At 59.0% G+C, this 23,077-nt stretch carries 23 protein-coding genes; 14 read left to right on the top strand and 9 right to left on the bottom strand.

All coding sequences use genetic code 11. The features are described from left to right. The first annotated feature begins 4 nt into the window (after positions 1 to 4). From PCAL_RS10070 to PCAL_RS10050, 5 genes are read left to right on the top strand one after another with little or no spacing between them, the layout of a single operon-like run. Positions 5 to 733: a hypothetical protein gene (locus PCAL_RS10070; RefSeq protein WP_011850578.1), complete on the top strand. Its 729-nt coding sequence runs from the start codon at positions 5 to 7 to the stop codon at positions 731 to 733. Beyond that, positions 690 to 1,505, top strand: coding sequence for a hypothetical protein (locus tag PCAL_RS10065; RefSeq protein ID WP_193322688.1), 816 nt, complete (start codon positions 690 to 692; stop codon positions 1,503 to 1,505). The genes PCAL_RS10070 and PCAL_RS10065 overlap by 44 nt, the downstream gene beginning before the upstream one ends. 21 nt (positions 1,506 to 1,526) lie before the next feature. Then, complete coding sequence (locus PCAL_RS10060) at positions 1,527 to 2,900, top strand: TldD/PmbA family protein (RefSeq protein WP_011850576.1); 1,374 nt, start codon at positions 1,527 to 1,529, stop codon at positions 2,898 to 2,900. Beyond that, positions 2,897 to 4,177 carry a TldD/PmbA family protein gene (locus PCAL_RS10055; protein WP_011850575.1) on the top strand — a complete coding sequence of 427 codons (1,281 nt, stop codon included), beginning with the start codon at positions 2,897 to 2,899 and terminating at the stop codon, positions 4,175 to 4,177. The genes PCAL_RS10060 and PCAL_RS10055 overlap by 4 nt, the downstream gene beginning before the upstream one ends. Next, the gene (locus PCAL_RS10050; RefSeq protein ID WP_011850574.1) at positions 4,174 to 4,926 is read left to right on the top strand and encodes a HepT-like ribonuclease domain-containing protein; all 753 of its coding nucleotides are present in this window, start codon (positions 4,174 to 4,176) and stop codon (positions 4,924 to 4,926) included. Before PCAL_RS10055 ends, PCAL_RS10050 begins: the two co-directional genes overlap by 4 nt. Positions 4,927 to 4,928: 2 nt before the next feature. Here the strand turns inward: PCAL_RS10050 and PCAL_RS10045 are convergent, their stop codons facing one another. The 5 genes from PCAL_RS10045 to PCAL_RS10025 form a co-directional block, all read right to left on the bottom strand. Further along, positions 4,929 to 5,858 carry a phosphoribosylformylglycinamidine cyclo-ligase gene (locus PCAL_RS10045; RefSeq protein WP_011850573.1) on the bottom strand — a complete coding sequence of 310 codons (930 nt, stop codon included), beginning with the start codon at positions 5,856 to 5,858 and terminating at the stop codon, positions 4,929 to 4,931. A gap of 45 nt (positions 5,859 to 5,903) precedes the next feature. Continuing rightward, positions 5,904 to 6,758, bottom strand: a complete 855-nt coding sequence (locus PCAL_RS10040; protein ID WP_011850572.1) for a PD-(D/E)XK nuclease family protein — start codon at positions 6,756 to 6,758, stop codon at positions 5,904 to 5,906. Positions 6,759 to 6,777: 19 nt separating this feature from the next. Then, positions 6,778 to 7,716 carry a bifunctional 5,10-methylenetetrahydrofolate dehydrogenase/5,10-methenyltetrahydrofolate cyclohydrolase gene (locus PCAL_RS10035; RefSeq protein WP_193322687.1) on the bottom strand — a complete coding sequence of 313 codons (939 nt, stop codon included), beginning with the start codon at positions 7,714 to 7,716 and terminating at the stop codon, positions 6,778 to 6,780. Further along, positions 7,701 to 8,534: a phosphoribosylglycinamide formyltransferase gene (gene purN, locus PCAL_RS10030; RefSeq protein ID WP_011850570.1), complete on the bottom strand. Its 834-nt coding sequence runs from the start codon at positions 8,532 to 8,534 to the stop codon at positions 7,701 to 7,703. The genes PCAL_RS10035 and purN overlap by 16 nt, the downstream gene beginning before the upstream one ends. Before the next feature lie 258 nt (positions 8,535 to 8,792). Then, complete coding sequence (locus PCAL_RS10025) at positions 8,793 to 9,506, bottom strand: phosphoribosylaminoimidazolesuccinocarboxamide synthase (RefSeq protein WP_193322686.1); 714 nt, start codon at positions 9,504 to 9,506, stop codon at positions 8,793 to 8,795. Between the two features lie 98 nt (positions 9,507 to 9,604). On the opposite strand from PCAL_RS10025, the gene purD reads away from it, so the two are divergent. Further along, positions 9,605 to 11,050: a phosphoribosylamine--glycine ligase gene (gene purD / locus PCAL_RS10020; RefSeq protein ID WP_011850568.1), complete on the top strand. Its 1,446-nt coding sequence runs from the start codon at positions 9,605 to 9,607 to the stop codon at positions 11,048 to 11,050. 1 nt (position 11,051) lies between these two features. Then, entirely contained in the window at positions 11,052 to 12,197 is a 1,146-nt protein-coding gene (locus tag PCAL_RS10015; RefSeq protein WP_011850567.1) for a phosphoribosyltransferase family protein, read from the top strand. Here PCAL_RS10015 and purE read toward each other — a convergent pair. Next, on the bottom strand, positions 12,174 to 12,653 hold the full coding sequence (gene purE / locus PCAL_RS10010; protein ID WP_011850566.1) for a 5-(carboxyamino)imidazole ribonucleotide mutase: 480 nt from the start codon (positions 12,651 to 12,653) through the stop codon (positions 12,174 to 12,176). The genes PCAL_RS10015 and purE overlap by 24 nt on opposite strands. Before the next feature lie 98 nt (positions 12,654 to 12,751). Between purE and PCAL_RS10005 the strand changes: the two genes are divergently transcribed. From PCAL_RS10005 to PCAL_RS09990, 4 genes are all read left to right on the top strand, one after another. Further along, positions 12,752 to 13,888 (top strand): 5-(carboxyamino)imidazole ribonucleotide synthase, encoded by a 1,137-nt coding sequence (locus PCAL_RS10005; protein WP_193322685.1) that lies wholly within the window; start codon positions 12,752 to 12,754, stop codon positions 13,886 to 13,888. Positions 13,889 to 14,075: 187 nt separating this feature from the next. Further along, on the top strand, positions 14,076 to 14,678 hold the full coding sequence (locus tag PCAL_RS10000) for a thiaminase II/PqqC family protein (protein WP_011850564.1): 603 nt from the start codon (positions 14,076 to 14,078) through the stop codon (positions 14,676 to 14,678). 22 nt (positions 14,679 to 14,700) lie between these two features. Then, positions 14,701 to 15,402 (top strand): HAD-IIB family hydrolase, encoded by a 702-nt coding sequence (locus PCAL_RS09995; RefSeq protein WP_193322684.1) that lies wholly within the window; start codon positions 14,701 to 14,703, stop codon positions 15,400 to 15,402. 117 nt (positions 15,403 to 15,519) lie between these two features. Then, positions 15,520 to 16,446, top strand: a complete 927-nt coding sequence (locus tag PCAL_RS09990) for a hypothetical protein (protein ID WP_011850562.1) — start codon at positions 15,520 to 15,522, stop codon at positions 16,444 to 16,446. Here PCAL_RS09990 and purQ read toward each other — a convergent pair. Both purQ and PCAL_RS09980 read right to left on the bottom strand, forming a co-directional pair. Beyond that, positions 16,443 to 17,084, bottom strand: a complete 642-nt coding sequence (purQ, locus tag PCAL_RS09985) for a phosphoribosylformylglycinamidine synthase I (RefSeq protein WP_011850561.1) — start codon at positions 17,082 to 17,084, stop codon at positions 16,443 to 16,445. The genes PCAL_RS09990 and purQ overlap by 4 nt on opposite strands. Beyond that, a complete protein-coding gene (locus PCAL_RS09980) occupies positions 17,081 to 17,335 on the bottom strand; it encodes a phosphoribosylformylglycinamidine synthase subunit PurS (protein WP_011850560.1) in 255 nt (84 codons plus the stop codon). Before PCAL_RS09980 ends, purQ begins: the two co-directional genes overlap by 4 nt. Positions 17,336 to 17,456: 121 nt before the next feature. Between PCAL_RS09980 and purL the strand changes: the two genes are divergently transcribed. Beyond that, on the top strand, positions 17,457 to 19,538 hold the full coding sequence (gene purL, locus PCAL_RS09975) for a phosphoribosylformylglycinamidine synthase subunit PurL (protein ID WP_011850559.1): 2,082 nt from the start codon (positions 17,457 to 17,459) through the stop codon (positions 19,536 to 19,538). A gap of 1 nt (position 19,539) precedes the next feature. Further along, on the top strand, positions 19,540 to 20,844 hold the full coding sequence (locus PCAL_RS09970) for an amidophosphoribosyltransferase (protein ID WP_011850558.1): 1,305 nt from the start codon (positions 19,540 to 19,542) through the stop codon (positions 20,842 to 20,844). Here PCAL_RS09970 and PCAL_RS09965 read toward each other — a convergent pair. Beyond that, positions 20,801 to 21,634: a PhoU domain-containing protein gene (locus tag PCAL_RS09965; protein ID WP_011850557.1), complete on the bottom strand. Its 834-nt coding sequence runs from the start codon at positions 21,632 to 21,634 to the stop codon at positions 20,801 to 20,803. The genes PCAL_RS09970 and PCAL_RS09965 overlap by 44 nt on opposite strands. 138 nt (positions 21,635 to 21,772) lie before the next feature. On the opposite strand from PCAL_RS09965, the gene pstS reads away from it, so the two are divergent. Continuing rightward, positions 21,773 to 23,074, top strand: a complete 1,302-nt coding sequence (gene pstS, locus PCAL_RS09960; RefSeq protein ID WP_226951954.1) for a phosphate ABC transporter substrate-binding protein PstS — start codon at positions 21,773 to 21,775, stop codon at positions 23,072 to 23,074. Positions 23,075 to 23,077 lie beyond the last annotated feature (3 nt).

The raw sequence follows: 23,077 nt of genomic DNA, 5'->3' as shown, positions 1-23,077 counted from the left end.
TTCGATGCTCTTTTTCCTTCTCTTCTCCGAATTTCTCCTAAACCGCACCCTGAATAGGTTCTGGATTTTTGTCCCCCAGAACCAGTTTACACACGCCCTCTTTCTCGCAATTCAGTGGGGCGGCTATATTGCGATGATCGCCTTGTACGTGTTGGCATTCGCATACCTCGGCTTGTGGGGATCTCTGCCCCTCGCCCTAGTTGCCCTTGTAGTGACTGCGCTTGACTTATCTGCGGCTTATATCGGCGTTGGGCTTAGGCTTATGCCTATACTCCCGCTGGTTTACGCGCTGTTTTTTAGGTCTAGGGCCGGCTACGTCGTCGCCGCCTACTACTTGGCTCAGGGCGTGGTAAATTTGTACGCGCCTCAGCTCCTGTGGGTCACGCCATATCTGGAGTGGGCGTGGGCGTTTATGCCTCTCGTCGGCGTATTTATCAGCGGAATCCGCCACGGCGCCTGGAAGTTGGCGTCGGCGGCGGCTTTGGCCACGGCGGCCGCGGTGGCGGCGTCGCCTTACTACATGGGCATGATTCTCGTCTTTGGGATGGGTCTTACTCAGCCCTGGCTTCTGCCCGTGGCCGTGTTTCTCTCCTTGCTACAAAGAGAGAGACTCTTTATGTACTCCCTCTTAGTGGGCCCGCAGGCCCAGTTGTCAGTGCATTATTTAACCTTGGCAACTGCCATTGGCTATGTTGCTCGTGGGAAATTCAAGGGGGGAGCTGTGGGTAGTTAAGGAGGGCTTGGCCAAGGGGCCCGGGGGCCTTCTTCTTGAGGTGCCCTGGGTCGAGGGGGGCGTGCACTACGGCTCGGCGGTGGTGAGGGGGGCGAGGCTGTTTAAGCCAGACGGCGTTGAGGTAGGAGAGTTTAACCTGGTGTTGGTGCCCTATGGCTTGTACTCAGATGGGTTTAAGCCGGCTAGATATGCAATAGCCGTGGGAGGCGACTATGCCTATGTCTTTGAGACAGAGGGCTGGCGTATTGTGGAAAAGGTGGAATGTAGCGGGAAGTGGGACTTCATGTACGCCTACCCCTTCGCCGATGTTAAATCTCTCTACTGTACCGATGGGTTTGTGGTTGTGGTTAAGCCAGAGACCTACGGCGTTTTTTCCGCGCCCTGTGGCGTGTCGTACCACGTGGATGTCTTAGACCCGCATAGGGCCGTCGTGGCGGATTTTGACTACTCCGACGAGGGCATGGAGCTTCTGCTCAAGAAAATTACTCTCGACGGCCGGTTTCTGGGCGCGGAGAGGGCAGAGTTTAAAGGCGCCAAGGCCGTGGAGCCCTTGTCCACGTCGCCTCTCGTGGTGTACGTGGAGGAGTGGGGCGGGAGGCGCTACGTCTACTGGGGCAGAGAGAGGGTGGAGGTGGGGGAGCGCTTTTTTGTGTCTCGGCTAGGCGTCGTGGTTGAGAACAAGCTGGGCGACAAGACGCTGGCGTGCACGCCCGTCTACGTCCACGGCAATTACTACGTGTGCGGAGAGGAGGTGTTGGAACTAACATATTAATAGTGGTATGGAGTGACTTCTATGGAAGAGTTGTTAAGGAGGGCCGTGGAGTACGGCCTTTCCCTGGGCGCTAAGTATGTGGAAGTGAGGTGGCAGTTGGACTACGGGAGGTGGGCAGGGCTTAGGAATGGGCAGTTTGAGTTCTCCGCCGGGTTTAAGTCCGAGGGCGTGGGGGTGCGGGCGGTGGCGGGGGGCGGGCTTGGCTTCGCGGCCGCGCCCAGTACAGAGGCCTCGGCGGTTTTAGAGGCCGTTGAGCGGGCTGTTAAGCTTGCAAAGGCGGCTGGCTCTCTGCGCAAGAGGCCGGTGGAACTCAGCGAGGAGAGTTTGGCCGTGGTGAAGTACAGCCTTCCCCCCATCGACCTCGACCCGCTTGACTTGGCCAAGCGGCTCGACGAGCATGCCGACAGGTCTTTGACTGTGCGTAGGTTTTACGCCTCTGTGTGGACTACTGAGAAGTGGGTGGCGACGAGCGACGGCGCAGACGTCTACAGCAAAGTGCCGCGGGTGTACGTCTTCGCCATGTTTATAAAGCACGGCCCCTCTGGGAGCCTCCAGCGAGACGTCTTTCTGGGGGGCACCTCGGCGGAGGCGCTGAGGGGCGCTGAAAAGGTGGTGGAGGAGGAGTCTAAGAAGGTGTCGTACCTCTTGGAGCGTGCCCGGCCCATTTCGCCGGGGAGATACGACGTGGTCTTTGCCCCAGAGATGACGGGCATACTTGTGCACGAGTCCATTGGCCACCCCTTTGAGCTAGATAGGATATACGGGAGAGAGGGGGCCGAGGCGGGGGAGTCTTACATAAGGCCGGGCAACCTCAGAGTGAAGATAGGTAGCGACCTCGTAAATATCACAGACTACCCCGCGGTGCCGGGGGCCTACGGCTTCTACCTAGTTGACGAGGAGGGCGTCGTGGCTAGGCCTAAGAGGCTTGTGCAAGGGGGGTGGGCCACCGAGTTTATCACCAATAGGCAGTACGCCGCGGTGATAGGCGTCCACAGCAACGCCGGGGCGAGAGCCTCGGCCTTCGACAGAGAGCCTATTCCCAGGATGTCTAACACATACCTCGAGCCCGGGGACTGGGACCCCGAGGAGATCATCAGAGACACAAAGAGGGGGGTATACGTCGTCTCTTACACAGAGTGGAATATCAACGACACTAGGTACTCGGGGCGCTACGGCATCTTCGAGGGCTACCTAATAGAGGGGGGAGAGTTGAAGGAGCCGGTCAAGGGCTTCATAGAGGTGGACACGCCAGAGCTGTGGGGGAACGTAGACGCCGTGGGGAAGGACTTCAAGCTGTTTATAGGCACATGCGGCAAGGGGAATCCCTCGCAGGGGGTGCCCGTGACCATGGGAGGGCCCACATTTAGGTCAAGGGGGCTGAGGGTAGTGGTATGATGCGCTTCTTGGCCAATAGGGTAGACGAGGCGGCTGTGGCGAAGGCCAGAGTAGAGAACTACATGGTCAGATTCGCCAACGACGAAGTCACCGCGTTCAAGAGCTGGACTGTGGAAAACACCTACCTCTACTTGGCCAAGGGGAGGCGTACCACGTTTGTCAGCACCACCGGCTCCCCCTCCCTGGCCCAGGTAGAGGAGGCCTTGAAGGCCTTGGAGAATATGCCAGAGGACCCCCTCTACGTCCCCCTCGGCGGACCACAGCCCATAAACCACGATGAGGCTTTAGACAACTTTGAGAAACTGCCCGACCTCGTGAAGAGGGCCATAGACGGGGCACACGGCGTAGAGAGGAGCGCGGGGGCGGCCCTCCTCTCCTACGTCACGGTGGAGTATGAAGACACAGCCGGGCGGAGGGGGCGCTACTCCGTCAACCGCGTCTACTTGACCATGCGCTCGTTCCTCGGGGAGCTCTCCGCCACTAGCGCCGTGGCGGCGCGGCGAGTGGCAGAGATAAAGGCCGAGCATGTGGGCGAGCAAAACGCACACCTCCTCTCCTTAGCCAAGGGCCTGCCGCAGAGGCGGGTGGAGACGGGTAGGGCGGACCTCCTCCTCTCACCCCTCGTGTTTGGGCACTTGATGGGCGAGGTAGCCCACTTTTGGGCAAATGGGCTAGAGGTCGTCTCCGGCGGTTCTAGGTACAGCAAAGACGACGTGGGCAAGGCTGTGGCTTCGCCGGCGTTAACCGTGGTGGACAAGACCCACGACCCGTCGGCCTATGGATTCACTCCATTTGACTCAGAGGGCGTCCCGCCTAGGCCTGTGGCAATATACGAGAGGGGGGTCCTTGGGGGCTTTCTCCACACTAGGAGGACTGCCGCGGCGCTTGGGACAGAGCCGACGGGCCACGCGCTCGGCTCTCTGGTCAGGCCTGCCCCCGGCCACTTGGAAGTGGGCGCAGGCGACGCCTCCGGCGATCTGGAGGAGCTCTTCGCAGAGTTGAAAAACGGCTTCTACATCCACAACAATTGGTATACCCGGTATCAGAATGTGAAGACGGGCCAGTTCTCCACAGTGGGGAGAGACGTCGCACTTGAGGTAAGGGATGGGAGGCCTGTGGCGGTGGTCAAGTTCATAAGAATCGCCGACACTTTAGAGAACGTGGTGAAAAACGTGGAGGCTCTCTCAAAGAAGAGGGCCCAAGTCTACTGGTGGGACATGCCCGCGCCCGCCACTTCTACCTGGGCCATTCTGCGGAACATCGGCATAACTACATGAGACTTAGAGAGCAACTGGCTCGCGTCAAGTTTTACACTGAGGAGCTTCGGGCCCGCCTCGCCTCCCCTGGCGCAGACATCTACGCCTTGGAGAGACTTGCCGAGTTAGTGGCACAGTCGTTGATAGACTTGGCGGCCATATATGTGGCGCGTAGACGAGGCGAAAAGCCCCCCACCTACAGGGCGTTACTGGAGGAGTTCGCGCGCGAGGTAGGCTATGACCCCAAGAGGTTAGGCGCAGTGGCCTCTATGCGAAACGTGCTTATCCATCGGTACTACATTGTGTCTGTGGAGAAGGAGCTAGCCTCGTTTAAAGAGCTTGTGGAGATGATGCCGGAGGTGCTTGCCTTGGCCGAAAAGGCCGTGGGCAATAACCCCTGTGTAGAAGACGCCGTGAGGCTTGGGGAGGTGTTTAAGCGCCACGATGTGGTGTACGCGTACCTCTTCGGATCTACGGCGCGTCGCGGCTGTGGACGCGACTTAGACATAGCCGTGAAATTCGCCAAGCCGAAGACGTTGATGGACTTGGCCAGGCTAATCGCAGAGGCGGAGGACCTCTTGGGCCTCCCAGACGGCTCCATCGACATAGTCGACCTCGACGAGGCCCCGCCGCACCTAGTCCTCTCCATAGTGGAGGACTACATCGTGATATACGGAGACGCTGAAGAGGCGCGGTTCTACCTTGTGAGGAGGTACGAAGAGGCGCTAGACCTCTTGGTGACGTATCAAAAGGCGCTGGGGGGCGGCTAGCCTCAGTGGAATACTACGCCGTCGACAGCCACGGGCCCCTCTTCCTTCACCCTCCCCACGACCCTAGCCCTTAGGCCGAGGTCCTCGGCTCTTCTCAAGGCGTCGTTGGGGGTGTCTGTTACGAGGACCATGCCGACTCCCATGTTGAAGACGCGGTACGCCTCCTCCCGCGGCACTCCCCTCTTGACCACTTCCTCGGCCCAGCAAGGCAGATTGCCCAGCTCTAGCTTCGCCCCCAAGTCCCCGAGCACTCTCTTGAGCTTTGCAAAGGCGCCTCCTGTGATGTGTGCCACCGCTTTGACCACGCCCTCTTTCAACATTTCGACTACGGCGCCGTAGTCGGCCACGGGGGCTAGGAGGATGTCCTCGACCGTGGAGCCGCAGAGCCTCTCCCCCAGCTTGAAGATCCGCCTGAGGAGACTGAAGCCGTTGGCGTGGGGGCCCGTGGACTCTAGAGCCACTAGGTAGTCCCCAGGCGCTGGCCTCTTAGGCGCGGCCACTCTCTTGGCCAAGATTGTGCAAACCACGTCTATTCCGTTTACCACGTCTGGCATTATGGCCGTCTCGCCGCCTAAGACGGCAACGTTGGCCCTCTGGGCCGCCTTACGCAGGCCCTCGAACACGGGCGGCACGGCATCCTCTAGCCCGGGCGAGACCGCCACGTAGTCCACGGCCGCAACGGGCTTAAACCCGTCGCTGACCACATCGTTTACATTTACAAAGAGGCAGTCCCACCCGGCCACCTCTAGGCGCCCAGCCTGAAGAAGCCACAGGGCCTTAGTCCCCACGCCGTCTACGTGCAGCGCGTACTCCCCCTCCCCCAGCTCTATCCACCGGGTATAGGCGCCGGCGTAGCCGCCGAGGAGGGAGGCGGCGGCCTTGTGCAACTGCCTATGTTTGTCTAAGTCAACGCCTGCGTCTCTATACCTCACGAGCGGACTTCCCTGGGGATATAAAAGTCGTGTGGCCTCTGCCGTTTACTCCACCACCTCCCCCCTTATCTCAACGCCGAGCTCCTTGGCCAACTCAGCCGCCCTCTTCCTCACCGCTGGCGACACTAGTAGGAGCTTGGGCTTGACGCCAGCCACTCTCTCGTATAGGATGCCGAGCTTGTATAGCTCCCCCACATCGGCTCTGTCGGCAGACGATTTAAATTCCACGAGTATGTGCTCACCGTCTCTGACGAGGAGGTCTGCTTCAACGACGGAGGGGTGGCCGTAGACCAGCCCCTCGGCGTCGTAATAAGTCCACTTCTTGGCCTTGTAGGCCCCGAGGAGGTCCTCCACCAAGTATTTCACAGACTCTCTAAACGCCTCCTCAGCCACGACCCCCCACCGCGTGCCAAGCGCATTCATCTTGGCGGCCAGCTCGCGGATAGCCACAGATTGCGCATCAACAGCCTGCTGAAGCGACATAATGGCACGGGAGTGCTCCTCCACAGCCCTCTGCAGACCTTCAATAGCCCTTGAATGCTCCTCCAAGGTCTTCTGCATTGCTACAATAGCTCTAGTGTGCTCCTCCACAGCTCTCTGTAAACTCTCTACCGCCTTAGAATGCCTTTCAAGGACTCTTGAGTGCTCTTCTAAAGTCTTCTGCATTGAGTTTATCGCCCTTGAGTGTTCTTCTATCGTCTTCTGTAGTGCCTCTATTGCCCTTGTGTGCTCCTCTAGCGCCTTGGTGTGCCTGACCATTGCGCGTTGAAGGGCGGCTATGGCCTTAGTGTTTTTCTCAAGCCGCTTAAAGACCTTGTCTAGCCCAAGTAGGCCCAATACGGCGTATCTAAACTCCTCATCTTCTCTCAGGAGGCGGAGGAAGGCATCTTTGTCAAACACAATGTAGAGGGGGCTTGTCTTAAAAAGCTTTTAACAGTCTAGGCGCGGCAGTTGCCCTAGCCACGTTGTATGAGGCGCGGATTAAGTTTTTCAACAGACGGGCCCTGGTGGCGAGGCCCACGCCCCCTAGGTTGGGGGTTAGGTAGGAGGCCTTCTCTGCCACAGACTTCTCGTCTACGTCGAAGTACCACTTGCCTGTGGCGGGGTCCACCTTCCCCCCAACACCCACCACCACGGCGCCCTCCTTGACCATGTCCCCCGTGAGGCGCCAGGGGTTGTCGCGGTACAGCTCAGGTGGCCTTCCCACTGCGGATATGACGATGTCTGCCTCTTTGACGTAGCGGAGCTTGTCTCTCGTCAAGGCGTGGAGCACGGAGACTGAGGCGTCCAACTGCATGAGCATGACTGCGAGAGGCTTGCCCACTAGCTCACCCTTCCCCACCACCGTCACGTCCCTCCCCTTTACCTCTACGCCGTACATCTGAAGCAACTCTAATATGCCAGCGGGGGTACAAGGCAAGAGGTCCCGATCTAGGTCAAAGAGAGCCAACAACCTCTTCTTGTTCTCGGGGGTCAGCGCGTCTACGTCTTTCTCAGGGCTTAGCCTCTGGAAGAGGAGATCTTCATCCACAAAGGGCGGAACGGGCTTTTGTATAAGTATGCCAGTTACGTCGTCTCTCCTATTCAGCCTCTCTATTAGGTAGAGCGCCTCCTTACTCCGCCTCTCCGGCGGCACGTCCACGAGCTCGTATATCTCCACCTCGCCCCCCACCTCTCTCACGTCTCTAGCCTTCAGCGATACGTACCTCCGCTGAGTCTCCAGCTCCACTGGGTCGTCGTTGAGGAGCAACACGGCGAGCTTAGGCGTAACGCCGACCTCCTCCAAAAGCCGTACATGCCGCCGCGCCCACTCCTTCGTCTTCTCGTGAAGCGGCTTGCCGCTCATCCACGTAACCATGGCGGCAACACGAGGGCGAGCCTGCCCCCAAGCCTGCTCTCCCACTCCTTCAACTGGTATTCCACATAGGCCCTCTGCCTCTCGGCCCACTGCCTCTCCCACGCCTCGTCCACCTTAAGCACCGTCCTGACCGCCCTCGCCTCCACCTCCTCCACCCTCAGCCTGCCCCCCTCTTCATACACCCTGGGCACTTTAACCACCTCTTCCACAAGCTCAAGCCTCCCGTCTGCCACCGCTTGTAGGACCCTCGAGTAAAGCCTATGCTCAAAGATCAACACTCTGTCGGCGATTATCTGCACCTTCTCCTCGGGGGGAAGTGGAAGGGCATACACGTCGCCGATGTAGACAGGCCACTGATCAACTATAGGCCCCCCATCGACGGAGTCGTCAACTACGTGGACCGTGGGCCCCGTCACCTTGACCCCAGCCCTAAAGACCTCTTGATGCACCCTTAGCCCATACATCCCCTTTCCCCCCGCGAAGGGGAGCAACGAGGGGTGTATGTTGAGGACGAGGCGGAACCTAGATATAAACCCCCCGCTTAAGATGTAGTCGTAGCCCGCCAAAGCCACCACCTCTACCCCATGGCTCTTTAAAACCTCAGCCATCTCCTCCTCCCGCACAGCCCTGGGGACACCCCTATGGCGCACATAGCGCGCCTCCATTCCGTACTTCTCCGCAATCTCTCTAACCGGCGCATTCTCGTCACTGTATATTAACACGGGCACTTCAACGCCGCGGAGGACGCCGAGGCGTATGTGGTCCATAATCGCCTTAAAATTCGACCCACGCCACGACGCCAAGACGCCCACCTTCACGTTTAAGCAACCAATTAATTGTATTTATACTTTACCAACGTCGTCTGGGCAACGTTTTAAGTAGACAATTAATGAGCCAGCGATTAGCCGACGGTGGAAAAGTGAGAAACGCTATTTTTTCCTGCCTAATAGGCAATAAACTTTGATGTTTGTATACGACGGCGTAGCAGATGCGTATAACTTTGGCCCATGAGTAGCCCGTTTCTCCACCCAAACGCTTGCTCAGCCTTAATGTTCAGCTTAGACATGGCTCTACTCTCAGACCTTTTGACGGCTTAGGGCTAGTTTTGTAAGTTCAAGCAACTTGGCGTACCGCTCCACAAGGCCCACCGCATCCCCCGTCTTACGGTAGTACTCTTTGTCGAAGTGCTCGCCGCCGCAGAGCAAGCGGAATGTATCGCCGGACACCTCGTCCACGAGGACGAGCTCTCCGCCGACGCGCCCAAACTCAAACTTCACGTCTACAAAGTCGCAGTCTACGCTTGCGTATAGCTCTCTCAAGGCCGACGCGGCTCTGAGCGCCATGTCTTTTACCGCGGCGAGCTCTCCCGCCGTGAGCAAGCCGGCCTCCACTACGTCGTCTTCGAGGATTAGGGGGTCGTGGAGCGAGTCGTCTTTGTAGTGGAACTCCACTATGGGCTTTGCAAAGGGGGTCAGGGGCTTCGCCTTAGGCATGCGCTTGAGGTAGCTCCCGTAGGCCTTAAACCGCACTATGACCTCCAGCGGCGGCACTTGGGCCGGCTTAACTAAAATGGCGTTGGGAGGGACAAACATTAGGTAGTGGGTGGTCACCCCGCGGCCCTGGAGATATTGAAATAGGAGGGTGGAGGTCTCTGCCGCGAGGGCGCCCTTGCCAGGGGCCTTGTCACGCCTAGCGCCATCCCCAGCTGTTACCTCGTCTTTGAAGACCATGAGCAACCCCTCTCTAGTCTTATAGACAGCCTTGGCCTTTCCCTCATAGACTAACTCCATGAAACCCATCTCTTCTGTCTTTAAATGTTTAATTAAAGTAACCCGACGGCGTCTTATGTCTCTCCGCCATATTTTTAAATGGATGTTTTAAGGAGGCCATGGAGAAGGTCTTAGTGGTGGGGGATGGGGCTAGAGAGCACGCGATTGCGTGGGCTGTTGCAAAGAGCGGGGCGAGGATATACGCGGCGGTGGGGCACCCCAACCCGGGCCTTGTGCAATTGGCTAAGGAGACTGGGGGCTGGCACAGGGTAGTGAAGACCACGTCCCCCGGCGAGGTGGTTAAAGTTGCCGAGGAGGTCTCGCCCGACTTAGTGATAATTGGGCCTGAGGAGCCCCTATTTGCGGGAGTTGCCGACGCGCTTAGGGAGGCAGGGTTTTTGACCTTCGGCGCTTCGGCTAAGGCGGCTGTGGTGGAGATGCGGAAGGACGTGGCTAGGTCTCTTCAGTGGAAGTACCGAATACCCGGCCGCTTAATATACGGAGTGTTTAAGGAAGTTGAAGATGCCTACTCTTTTGCCAAGGCGTTGGGCTCTGTGGCCATTAAGCCCATTAGGCAGGCGGGGGGCAAGGGGGTCAGAGTGGTGTACGGCGACGCCAAGTACCTCGACGGGGCTTTCGACGAAGTGGTGACAAGAGGCGCGGCTGAGGTCAAGGAACAGCTACGCCACTACGGCGACGTGGAGGAGGCCGTGCTGGTGGAGGAGGCGGTGTGGGGAGTTGAGTACACCGTGCAGACTCTCACCGATGGGGACTTCGTCTTCCCCCTGCCCCCCGTGCAAGACAACCCCCACGCCTACGAGCTGGGGCTTGGCCCAGAGTGCGGAGGCATGGGCTCCCTTTCCCCATTGCCCTTCATAGAGGATGCGGAGGTGGAGGAGGCAGTAGAGGCCGTGAGAGCTACTGTGGAGGCCGTTGGGAGGGAGTTCGGCGTAAAGTACGTGGGCGCCTTAAGCGGGCAAATGATGCTCACGGCGCGGGGGCCCGTGGTGATTGAGTACTACGCCAGGCTGGGCGACCCCGAGGCGGTAAACGCCTTGTTCCTCTACGACGGCGACGCCTACGACCTGTTTAAAAGAGCAGCCGAGGGAAGGCTCGCCGGGGCCGAGAGGAGGTTTAAAGGAGGGTACACGGTGGTAAAGGCCTTTGCCCCCCTGGGCTATCCTCAGAGCCGCGAGTTGGCCAAGGGCCTGAGGTTTTGGATAGACTGGGACTTAGTCAAGAGGGAGGGATGCCTCGTCTTCTTCGGCTCGGCCGTGGAATCGCCGGAGGGGGGATACGTGACCTTGGGCTCCCGCGCCGTTGAGGTGTTGGCACATGGAGATACGCCAGAGGAGGCGTACCGCCGCGTTGAGCGATGTGCCGCAGCTGTGAGGGGCGAGGGGCTCTTCCACAGGTCCGACATTGCGTCTCCCTGGTATCTAAAGGCCATGGCAGAGAAGGCCGAGCTTGTGAGAGCGGTGTACAAGTGGAGGAGGGGCCGGGGCCTCGACAAGCGGAGGATAGTCTGGAGGCCTGGAGGGGGGGTGGAGGTGTACGAGTTTTAACATGTCCGCCGGGCTCTTCGCCATATACCACTTCGGCGGGGGGATAGACCTGTACCCCTTCCTCTACTACGGCCTCAAGGCGATGTCAAACCGCGGCGACGTGGCTGTTGCGTATGTGTACAACAACGGCGAAATTCGGCGGCTCGAAGTGGACCTGTCAAGGGAGGGTGAGGGGTCAGCCCCCGGCGCCGCGGCGGTGGGTTGCGTCTACGTGGAGGACTGCTGTAAAGAGGTCGACGGGGGCGTAATCTGCAAATTCGGCAGAGAGGAGCCTGTGCCTGGCGAGAGGCCTAGCGCCACGGCATATGTGGCATTGACCAAAGACGGGGCGGTGTACGCGTATAGGCCGCCCAGGCTCTGGCACTTAGCCGTGGGGGTTCACGGCTTCGACTTTGCCATAGTCGCCACGGAGGCCGCCGTGGTGGAGGTGCTGGGGGGCGAAGTCAGGAGGAGCCTCCTCGGGGGCGAATTACTCAAAATCCACAGCTTTGGCGTAGAGTCGGCGAGCGGAGGCGAGGCGGGGGAGCTCTGCGCCTTGGAGGTCCTCTACGCGTCGAGGCTAGACAACGTCATAGATGGCGTAGAGGTGGCAGAGACGAGGGCCAAACTAGCCGAGGCCTTGGCTGAGAAGACCAGGGCCGAGGTAGACGTGGCCATAGGTGTGCCTGAGACGGGGATGTTCTACGCCTCGGCGCTTGCCAGGCGGCTCGGCGTATGGAGCCCGCTTGCCTTTGTGGCAACGGCTAGGGGAAGGAGTGCCCTTTTAGACGAGGTAAAGGAAAGGCTAGCCGTGATTCAGCTGAAGGCCAATGTAGTCAAGGCGGTGGTGAAGGGGAAGAGGGTTATGCTTGTGGACGACAGCGTCATAAGCGGCATCACAATCAGACAGATGACACAGATGTTGAGAGGCAAGGCGGGGGCTAGGGAGATCCACGTCGCCGTGGCCTCTCCCCCGCTTAGGAGGAGTTGCCCATACGGCGTTAAGACGCCGCCGGAGAGCCACATGATCTACAACCACTTGACCCCCCGCGAAGTGGCAGAGGCGCTAGAGGTGGACAGCATAGTCCACCTAGAGGCTGAGGAGGTGGAAAAAGCTGTAGGGAAGAGGCTTTGTACGCTGTGCCTAAGGCCACCTCTTGATAAATGACGAGCGGAGAACGTCCTCCCGCATCTTGGCCATGTGCTCTCTAACCCTCTCCCGAACCTCTGGGTATTTTACGCCCAGTATCCTTGCGGCGAGGTAGGCCGCGTTGGCCGCGTTGCCAATCGCCACAGTGGCAACTGGCGTGCCCCTCGGCATCTGCACTATGGACAACAGAGAGTCGAGGCCCCCCAAGTGCTTGGTGGGAATTGGGACGCCGATAACTGGGAGTGGGGTCAGCGAGGCGGTCATGCCGGGCAGATGCGCCGCGCCGCCTGCTCCAGCTATAATTACGTCGAACTCCTTCTCCGCCTCTTTTGCAAATTGGAGCATGTAGTCTGGGGTTCTGTGGGCGCTTACGACCCTCGCCTCGTAGGGTATGCCCAGTTGTTCCAACACTTCAAACGCCTCCTTCATTACCTCTAAGTCGTTTATTGACCCCATGATTACCGCCACCCGCATAGGCGTAGTATTTTGTCCATTTATAAATTGTTTAAAATTCTCACGATAACGTGGATGCCGCCATCGACAATCTTTTAAACGTTTACTTCAACGCACACATGCGTCTGTTTACGCTGGGCGGTGGCCAGCTGGCGTTGATGATGTGTTGGGAGGCGCAGAGACTCCCCCTGGAGTTTGTGTTCCACGACGACCCCTCTGCGCCAGCGGCCACGTGCGGGAGGCCGGCGGCCGACCCCTTTGAGGAAGTAGATAGGGCAGACGTCGTAACTTTTGAGTTTGAAAACGTGGACTTGAAAGTGGCGGAGTACGCCGAGTTGAAGGGGAAGCTCAAGCCGCCGCTGGCCTATCTCGCCGTGAAGAAGGGCCGCATAGCGGAGAGGAAGCTCTTCCAGTCGCTGGGAATACCCACTGCGTCCTGGAGGATAGCGCGCGACGGCCGCGAAGCCTTGGAAATTGCCAAGTCCATGGGCAGGGCCGTTATAAAAGTACCAACGGGCGGATACGACGGGAAGGGGCAATTTTACTACCCCAGAGAGGCCGACGCAATTGCAGAGTTGGAGGGGGAGCTCCTCGTGGAGGAGTACGTGGATATAGCCAGAGAGTTCTCAATAATTGCTGTGAGAGACGAAAGGGGGGACGTCTACTTCTACCCACCGGCCCAGAACTACTATGTCGACGGCATATTGGTGTGGAACTTTGCCCCAGCCAAGGCGCCAGAGGAGGCCTACGAGTACGTCTACCGCCTCTTAGAGTGGCAGAAGTACGTGGGGGTATTGGCAGTGGAGTTCTTTGAGACGCGAAACGGCGAAATTCTAGTCAACGAGATCGCGCCAAGAGTCCACAATACAGGCCACTGGACGTTAGAGACAGACGCTTCACAGTTTGAAAACCACGTTAGAGCCGTGGCAGGTCTCCCCGTGAGGGGGCCCACCGCGGTGAAGCCCACGGCCATGGTTAACATACTGGGGAGGGGGCTCGAGGAGTTGCCGCTACGCCAGCTGGAGGAGTTGGGCAAGGTCTACTGGTACCGGAAGAGGGACGTCAAGCCTAGGAGGAAGATGGGCTACGTGAATATTGTAGCAGACACCGTAGAGGAGGCGGCGGCGAAGGCAAGAGAGGCGTTGCGCTTAATCTACGGCCGCGATTTTCCAAGACTCGTCCTACGCCGACCGCTATCACGCAGAAGCGAGACCTCTGCACAGAGGCCAGCAAGCCCCTTAAGTAGCTTTGTTTAATCTGTCGAGGTCTACGAGGTTCTTTGCGCCACTTGCGATCGCGAAGTACGCAGATGTGGTAACTGTGAGAGAAGTCTTTGCAAGAGGTGTGTAACTCATGCCGCCTCTGTCTATCTTTTCCAACCCCAGCCAACAGGCCCACGAAATGTAACAGAAAAACCTTTTATCCACATAACATTTGCTACTTATGACAAGCATAATTGAGGCAGTGAGAAAAGAGGTCGAACATTTGAATAGAGAGATTGCCAAGGCAGTGGAGAGGCCCAGCTGGGAGATGCTGAGGCGGTTTGTCCAAAACCAGCTCTACATAGTCCCCCACGACCTAAAGGCGCTTTCCGTGGCCATGGCCAAGGCCCGCGCCCCCGACGAGTATACGTTTGTAAAAATGTTGGTAGACGGAGACTACGCCGCGTACAACGCCTTGCTAAAGCTGGCCGAGGAGCTCCGCGTAGAGTTTCGGTGGCGCGACATAGATCCAGCCGCCGTAGCCTACACCCACTTCCTCTCCTGGCTAGCCCTCCACGGCACATTGGGCGACTTGGCGGTGGCCCTAGTGGTAAATCTCCCCGTGTGGGGGGCGAACTGCCTAAAGCTGGCAGAGTGGGCCAGGGCCAACGGCGTAAAACACGTGGAATTCCTAGAGATATTCAAAGGGCCCTACCATGAACTCGAACGCCTAGCCGAGGAGGTGGCGAGGCGGTACGAAGACATGGAGAAGTACATCTACGTGGCCAAGGCCATTCAGCGCTACGAGCTGGACTTTTGGCGGGCCATTGCGTCAAGTATATAACCTTCCACTTGCATCCCCAGTGGTGTCAATTGCTCTGTTCACAGACCTAGATGGGACGCTGACGCCCCCGGAGAGGGGGAGGGGGGAGTTGCCCAGGGAAGTAGACGAGGCGTTGCGAGAACTGGCCAAGCTAATCCCAGTGGCCGTCGTCACCACTAAGGAGTGCTCACTGGCTACGGCGAGAGTGCCTTACGCCGCAGCGTATGCATGCATAAACGGCGCAGAGGTGAAGGCAGGGGGTTACGTGGCGGTGGCAGAAGACTTAAACCCCGAGGCCCTAGTCCACGTGGCCAAGGCCGCAGAAAGGCTCGACGCGTACGTAGAAGTTAAGAGGACTACCTTCGGCTCGCCGGCCGGTCTCACCATCGACTGGAGAGGCGCCGGCAGACAGCCGGCGGGCCTAGACGCGGTGGTCGCCGAGGCGGAGAGGAGGGGGCTCACAGTGTTGAAATACGGCGGCCATCCCTTCGTGGACATATACGCCACGAAGAGAGACAAGGGAGACGCAGTGCGCCTCTTGAGGGCCCTTCTGGGAGTTTCACACGTCGTGTACATGGGCGACAGCGAAAACGACATCCCGGCATGGAAGGCCGCTGACGTAAAGATCTTGGTGAGACACAAGTACAACGCCCACTTATCCGTAGAAGGCGCCATACCTATCCCACAAGAGGAGCTGCCAAACTACCTCCGACAGGTGGCCAATAACATAAAGACGTCACTGTAACAATGCCGAGCGAGTTAACACTATATAAACAGTCAAAGAAAAGTGCAACGACGCCCCCTTAAGACAGTAGCTCTTTTTGGGATTTTTCTCCAATCGTTTGTAGATAGGGCGTCTTTGGTGTCTCTGCCTTTCCTTCTACACCTGCCTCAAGTGGGCCTTGTCCACGCCATTGCTAATGCTATATCGCTTGCGTCGCTGGCCGCGGCTCCGCTTATGGAGAAGAGGCCAAGCCTTTTCGCCTTATTTGCTACACTTTCCCTAGCGGCGACTGGACCCCTCGCGTTTTTAAACGCCTACGCCTTTGCCGTGGCGTGGGGCATCTCGCGGGGGCTTTCGCTTGTCTACTCCTCCTATCTGGGACCGGGAGATGTGGTGGCCAGGGCCTACGCGGTGAACATAGGGCTTGTCTCGGGATCGCTTTTGGCGGGCTTCGGCGGGGCCTCCGTCTTGCCCCTCTTGACGCCGATTGCCCTCTTATGTGCGGCTTTGGCAAAGGCCCAGCCGTACAGTCGGCAGATGGAGGCGGCCCTGCGCTGGTCAACGTTGACGAGGCTCAACGTCTCATTTCTACTCTTCATGGCGGGATACTTCACTCTTTACCCCTTCATGCCGCTGTATCTATCTCAGACAATGCCAATGCCGCTCGTGGGCATATTCTTCGCCTATGTGGACTTAATCAGCCTGGTCAACTTGTATATAGCCGGCCGCCTATTAGGCCGTCTGCCAGCCGTCTACGTTCCCCCGGCGGTGTCGCTCCTCGTGTTGCTGTATTTAACGATGCACCCCGCCGTGTTCTTCGCCGCGGCGTATTTCATCGACTTGTTGACCTCTGTGTACTTGCTCAACCTGCAGAAGAGGTTTTTGGCGACAAGGCCTGTTGCGGCATTCGCGTTAAACAGGGTCTTCCATAGGGCGGCGGCCGTCGTTGGGTCGTCGCTTGGAGCCGCAGTGGTTGTACACGGCCTAGCCCTCCTAGTGGTCTTAGACGCCGTCTTTGTAGCCCTCTCGGCCGTGCCCTTGGCGCAACGCCGGGGACGGCGCTAGGTCTTTAGCCACTGCTTGAGGCTTAGCCAGAGCTTTAGCCCCCCGACGCCTCCCCTCGACACGTGGGGGCCCACGGCGCGCTCTGGGTGAGGCATTAGGCCCAGCACATTCCCCACGGCGACTCCTGCCACGTCGTCTACAGAGCCGTTGGGGTTGTCCACATACTTAAAGGCGGCCCGGTAGGGCCCCGTGGGTATATAGCGGCCCTCCGCATGGGCCATGGGCATGTACACCACCTCCCCCCTCTGGTAGAGGAGGGTGAAGGGCGTCTCGTTGTCCACAACCCTCACCCTAATCCACCTGCTTACAAAGCCCGGCGGGTCGTTGGGCACGAGAGCCCCCGGGAGGAGGCCCGCCTCAGTCAATATCTGAAAGCCGTTGCATATGCCCAAGACGGGTACCCCCCTCTCCACGTCGACCCTCAGTCTCTCCACTGCCTCAGTAGCCGCGGCTATGGCCCCAGCCCTCAGCCTATCCCCGTAGCTGAACCCCCCAGCCAGCACCACCGCGTCGTATACCCCCGACCTGTAGTCTTTATACCACACCACCTCCCCCCTAAGCCCCGCCAGCTCCAAGGCCCTTAAAACGTCGAAGTCGCCGTTTGTCCCCGGAAACTTCAACACCCCTACGACGATCATGCCGGCGCCACCTTGAGCACCTCGACCACGTGGACGTTGGGGTTCCCCAGCCTAGCCGCCTTGGCCACCTCAAGCGCCTTAGCCGCCGCCTCCTCGGGAGAAGAGGCCTCCAAGTAGAGGGCCAGGCACTTCCCAGCCCTAACCTCTACGCTGTATCCAAGCCTGGCGAGGAGCTCCCTTGAAATTGTCTCCCCCTCGGGCTCCCTTATCGTGGGCTTATACGTCACGTTTAGGTAGACGACGTATCTCACACAGAGAGAGACAGCCCACTTTAAAAGTTTTAACTACTTGTTTAATAGTGGCGCGGAGTTCATATGTGGCGCCTCTTGGCAATATAAGTGAAGGTTTAAAAATGGATAAAAGCTCGTAGACATGGCCCTCACCGCGGCTGAGCTTGAGGCCATTAGGAGGGGGCTTGGGAGAGGGCCCACGCCGGTGGAGCTCGCCCTATTCACCGCGCATTGGTCAGAGCACTGCGCGTATAAGTCGACGAGGGGGAGGCTGTCGCGCCTCCCCTCTAAGGCGCCGTGGGTGGTAAAGGGCCCTGGCACAGACGCGCCGCTTGTGGAAGTGGCCCCCGGCCTATATGTCACGTTTAAGATAGAGTCCCACAACCACCCAAGCGCCGTAGATCCCTACAACGGCGCCGCGACGGGGGTCGGCGGCATTATACGCGACATATTGACAGTGGGGGCCAAGCCCATAGCCCTCTTGGTAAACCTCCATTTCGGCCCCCCGCAGGACGCACACGCCAAGTGGATCGCCCAGGGAGTCGTCAGAGGGATCTCCGACTATGGGAACAGAGTGGGCGTGCCCGTGGTAGGCGGCGAGACGTGGTTTGACGAAGACTTCACTTACACCCCCATTGTCTTAGCCACTTGCGTGGGGGTCGTGAGTGCAGAGGATGTGCCCAGAGGCGGCGTAGAGGCAGGGGACCTCTTCATCGTAGTGGGCTCCGGCGCCGATAAGAGCGGCCTCGGAGGCTCGGCCTTCGCCAGCAAGACGCTGACGGAAGAAGAGGACTTGGGCGCAGTGCAAGTGGCAGACCCCCTCATGGGGAAGAGGCTCATAGACCTCGTGCAAGAGGCTCGGCAGTGCGTAAAATACATAAAGGACCTAGGCGGCGGCGGGCTTGCAACGGCTGCGGCTGAGCTGGCCCATTGGTTCGGCCTAGGGCTTGAGATAGACCTCGACAAAATACATATGTCAGATGCGGAGATGGGCCCCGCCGAGGTTTTAATAAGCGAGACACAAGAGCGGCTGGTACTTGTGACGTCTGAGGGCCAGCTACCCTGCCTCAAGGCGCTGTTTGAGAAATACGACGTGCCATACTCAGTGGTCGGCCGCTTCACCGAGGGGGGCAGACTCGTCTTCAAGTGGAGGGGAGAGGTCGTGGGAGATGTGCCAGTGGAGCTGGCCGCCAACGCCCCCGTGCTGGAGTGGCCCACGAGGCCCTACAAGGCCAAGCCTCTCCCCGACCTTCCCCAGCCCCCGTTAGACAAGGCCATAGACGCCGTCCTCTCGTCGCCTAACGTGGCCAAGAAGGCGGCGATATATGAGCGCTTCGACTTCGACGTGGGGGTGAGGACCGTCGTCAAGCCGGGCGAGGGAGACGCCGCAGTGTTAAAGCTGTTGGAGCTAGGCGACGTGGGGATTGTGGTCAAAGGCGACGCCAACCCCCGCTACACATACCTCAGCCCCAGGCTGGGCGCCGCCAACGCCTTTGTAAAAGCGTATCGCAACGTGGTAGTGGCGAGGGGCATCCCCCTAGCCGCGGTAGACTCCATAAACTTGGGAAGTCCCGCCAGGCCCGAGGTCTATTGGCAGTTTGTAGAGGCTGTGGAAGGCCTCGCAGAGGCGGCGGAGGCGCTTGGAGTGCCCATCGTGGGGGGCAAAGTCAGCCTCTACAACGAGTATTTGGACAAGCCCATAAAGCCGGTGGTGGCCGTGGTGGTGCTCGGGAAAATAGACGACGTGGGCAAGGCGGCTAAGGCGACGTGGGAAGCAGGAGATGGGATATACCTCTGGGGAGTCACAAAGGCAGAGGTGGGCGGCAGCGAGTATTTGTACAGGATATTCGGCGAAGTGGCTGGGGAGCCGCCGGCGGTGGACTACGCAGTGGAGAAAGAGATCTTGCGCCTCGTCGGGACGTGGAGGCCCAGGAAGGCCACTGATGTGGGGCTGGGAGGCCTCGCCGCCGCCTTAGCGAAAATGGCGGTGAACAGCGGCGTAGGCGCCGACGTAGACATATGCAAGGCGCCTGCCGAGACCACTCGCCTCGACTTCCTCCTCTTCTCTGAGTCCAACGGGCGGTTTATCACAGCGGGGGAGGAGGGGCCGGGGGTAAAAATAGGCGAGGCGGAGGGCGAGAAGCTGAGGCTGAGGTGCGGGGGCACTCTCTTGTACAAGAGGAAGGTGGAAGAGCTGAGGGAGCTTATGGCGCTGAGGCTTTAACATGTGCGGCATAGGCGGCGCCTGGGGCCCAGAGGCGGCGCGCTTGGTGTTAGCCATGGAGCCCTGGCTACTACACAGAGGGCACGAGGGCGTGGGCTACGCCTATCTGCGAAACGGAGAGCTCAAGCTGGGCCGCCCCCCCGAGGACGCTGAAGCCGCCGTAATTCACACGAGGTACAGCACCACCGGCCCCTACCAGCAGGCCCTCCAGCCCGTCTTAGCCAAGCACAGAGACATGGAACTCGCCCTAGTGTTCAACGGCACCATCGTGAACTACAGGCGGCTAGACCCAAAGGCCAAATTCGACGGCGAGGCCTTGGCCAAGGCCCTGGCGAGGGAGGTCTGGGAGCTGGGGCTTGAGCAAGGCGTGGCGTCAGTGTATGCAAAGCTTGTGGGCGCCGCCTCCCTCATTGCCTTGACCCACGAGGGGATTCTCACGGTGAGAGACGTGAGGGGGATTAGGCCTTTGGCGGTGAAGCAACACGGCGGGAGCTTCGCCGCGGCGTCTGAGACTGTGGCGCTGGACGGCGGGCTGGAGCTGGCCCCGGGAACTGCTGTGTTCTACGGCAGGAGGATAGCCACGTGGAAAGTGGCGGAGGAGCCGGCACAGAGGCTGTGCGCCCTTGAGTACGTGTACTTCGCCCACTTCGCCAGCGAGCTCGGGGGCAAGTCGGTGTACGCAGTGCGGAGGGAGCTGGGGCGGGCCTTAGCGGAGGCGGAGGAAGTTGCCGACGCAATAGACGTGGTGACGTACGTGCCCGAGACAGCGCGCGTAATAGCCGAGGCGTACGCCTCGGCCCTGGGGAAGCCGCTAGTGGAGGCGGTGGTAAAAAGCCGCTTTGCAGGCCGCATATTCATATCGCCGCCTCACGCAAGAAGCCCAGCCACCGCCTTCAAAGTGCTGAGGGGGCACGTGGAGGGGAGGGGCGTGGCCCTTGTAGACGACTCACTGATAAGAGGCACAAACATAAGGGCTGTTGTGAAAATGCTGAGGGAGGTCGGGGCGCGGGAGGTGCATGTCAGAATAGCCTCGCCCCCCGTGAAGTGGCCCTGCTTCTTCGGCATGGACTTTCAAACCCGCCGCGAGCTCGCGGCATACGCCAGGTCGGTAGAGGCAGTGAGGCACCTCGTCGGCGCAGACACGCTGGCCTACCTCCCCCTGGACAAGTTTAGACAAATCCTCGGCGGGGCCGTGTGTTACGCCTGCTTCACTGGGGAGTACCCAGTGGCCATAGACGTAGAAGAGACGGAGAGGGAGCTGGCTAGAGCTCCACCCTCTCGGCGTCTAGCAGAGACAGGTCTATAAACTCCTCCAAGACGTCCTCCAAGTAGTCCAAGATCCTGACCACGTGCAGTATACTAACGTCTTCGCCAGAGTACTGGAGGCGCGTGGAGAGGGACTTAACCGACGCAAGCGCTCTGAGGACCTTCTCCACGTCTCCCTGCGCCTCCGCCACCCTAGACGCCGCCTCGTACAACTCCCTGGCCACAGACCTGTTAGGAGACAGCTTGGCATACTCCACGAGGTGGTCGGCGGCTCGCTCAATGTACCTGGCAATTAACACGTACTGAGTACAACTACGCGAAGGGGCCTTTGTACACCTCCTCTCTACCACGTGGCGCAGTTTGTCAACCTCGTCGTCCACGGCCTCTAGAAGCCTCACGTCGGGCTTCTCGGCATACGCCACGTGATCCAGCATATAGTTCATAAAGACGTTAAACATGCGCCGCACCAACACCGCCAAGTCCACCTCTGAGTCCACTATTTTTAAAACCACGTAGCCGGCCCCCTGCTCCACCACCGCCGCGCCGTAAAACCTAGCCAACGACACCACCCGCTCCAAAACTTCCCCAGACCCCCTCACCACCACTCGGTCAAACCCAGCTATATACGCCGCCAGAAAGGCCTTCTCGGCCACAGCGCGGTCCCTCACCACAAGCTCCACCGAGGACTCAGAGACGGGAAACACCAGCAACACCCTCCCATCCCGGACAACAAAGACCTCCCTAGCCTCGTCAACCCCCACCTCCACAGCCCACTCCTTAGGCAGATAAATCACATATGAACCACGGACAACAGACACCCTCCTACGCACAAAACCCCGCCAACTCCAATATTTAAGAATGAAACATATGAAAAAGGGGAAGATTGGAACCAATGCCCACGCGATTCTTCTCACATCACCCAAAATTTCATATGCACAAACCTAAAAAAGACGTAGGGAAAGGCCGGCATGCAAATGAACACAAAACTAATAGTGGCGACAATCGTCGCAGTGGTAGTAATCGCCGCGGCGATAGCCCTACTATGGCAACGACCTCCACCAGCTGGGCAACCAACTGCGCCACCACAAGCCACACAAAAAACACAGACAACAACAGGGCAACAGACTACGCCACCTCCACAGACAACTACGCAGACTCAGACGACGACGAAAGTGACGACTACGTCGGCGCAGACCACCACCGAGAGGGTGCCGTGGGCAGGGCTTAAGGGAGATATATTGGGCGGAGGGTCTACCTTTGTCAATCCGCAGATGCAGAAGTGGAGCCGGGACTTCTTGGCAGCTACCAAGGGCGGCGTTAGAGTGAACTACCAGTCCATTGGCTCCGGCGCGGGGGCTGCTCAGTTCATCGCCGGGAAGTTGGACTTCGGCGCATCTGACGTCCCCATGCCGAGGGACCGCTACCTCAACATCAGCGGGAAATTCGTCCAATTCCCCGTGGTAATAGGCTCGATAGTCGTAGTGTACAACGTGCCAGAGATAGCCTTCGAAAAAACCGGCAAATACCTCCGCCTCACCGGCGACGTAATAGCAGACATCTACATGGGCAAGATCGAGAAGTGGTGCGACGAGAGGATAAAACAGCTCAACCCAGACTTGGCGGACAAGCTCCCGTGCAGAGACATAATTGGGGTACACCGGTCAGACGGCTCTGGGACAACAGCAGCCTTCACCCTCTGGCTAAGCAAAGTAAGCCGGGAGTGGAACTCCACAGTGGGCTGGGGCTACACTGTGAAGTGGCCTAGAGACGACCTAGGCCTCGGCATAGGCGCCAAAGGAAACGAGGGGGTGGCCAAGGCCGTGTTAGACACGCCCTACTCCATTGGCTACATCGAGTACGCCTACTGGTGGGCCAATAAGAAGACGTACGACCAAAAGGGCGGCGTCGCCGAGCTTTACAACAGAAACGACGGCCAGTGGCATCTGCCCAGCGTGGAGTCTGTGCAATTGGGCGCATCCTCGGGGCTTCAGCGCGTTGCCCAAAAGCTAGGCCGCTACCCAGACCCCAGAGAGGATTGGAACCCCATATCCATCGAATTCAGCGACCCGCCCAAGGGCTACCCCATCATGGCCTTCGTCTACGTCTTCCTCTGGACAGACTACCCCCAGGACAAGGCCCAGCTTCTACGCGGCTTCTTCTACTGGGTATTGACAGAGGGGCAGAAGCCCGAGCACATTGTGGAGGGCTACATACCCCTGCCCAAGGAGCTGGCGGAGATAGGGCTCAAGGCCCTAGAACTAGTTAAATAACCC

The sequence above is a fragment of the Pyrobaculum calidifontis JCM 11548 genome, from assembly GCF_000015805.1.
Taxonomy (GTDB): Archaea; Thermoproteota; Thermoprotei; order Thermoproteales; family Thermoproteaceae; genus Pyrobaculum; species Pyrobaculum calidifontis.
This window is presented reverse-complemented; position numbering and strand designations above follow the sequence as displayed.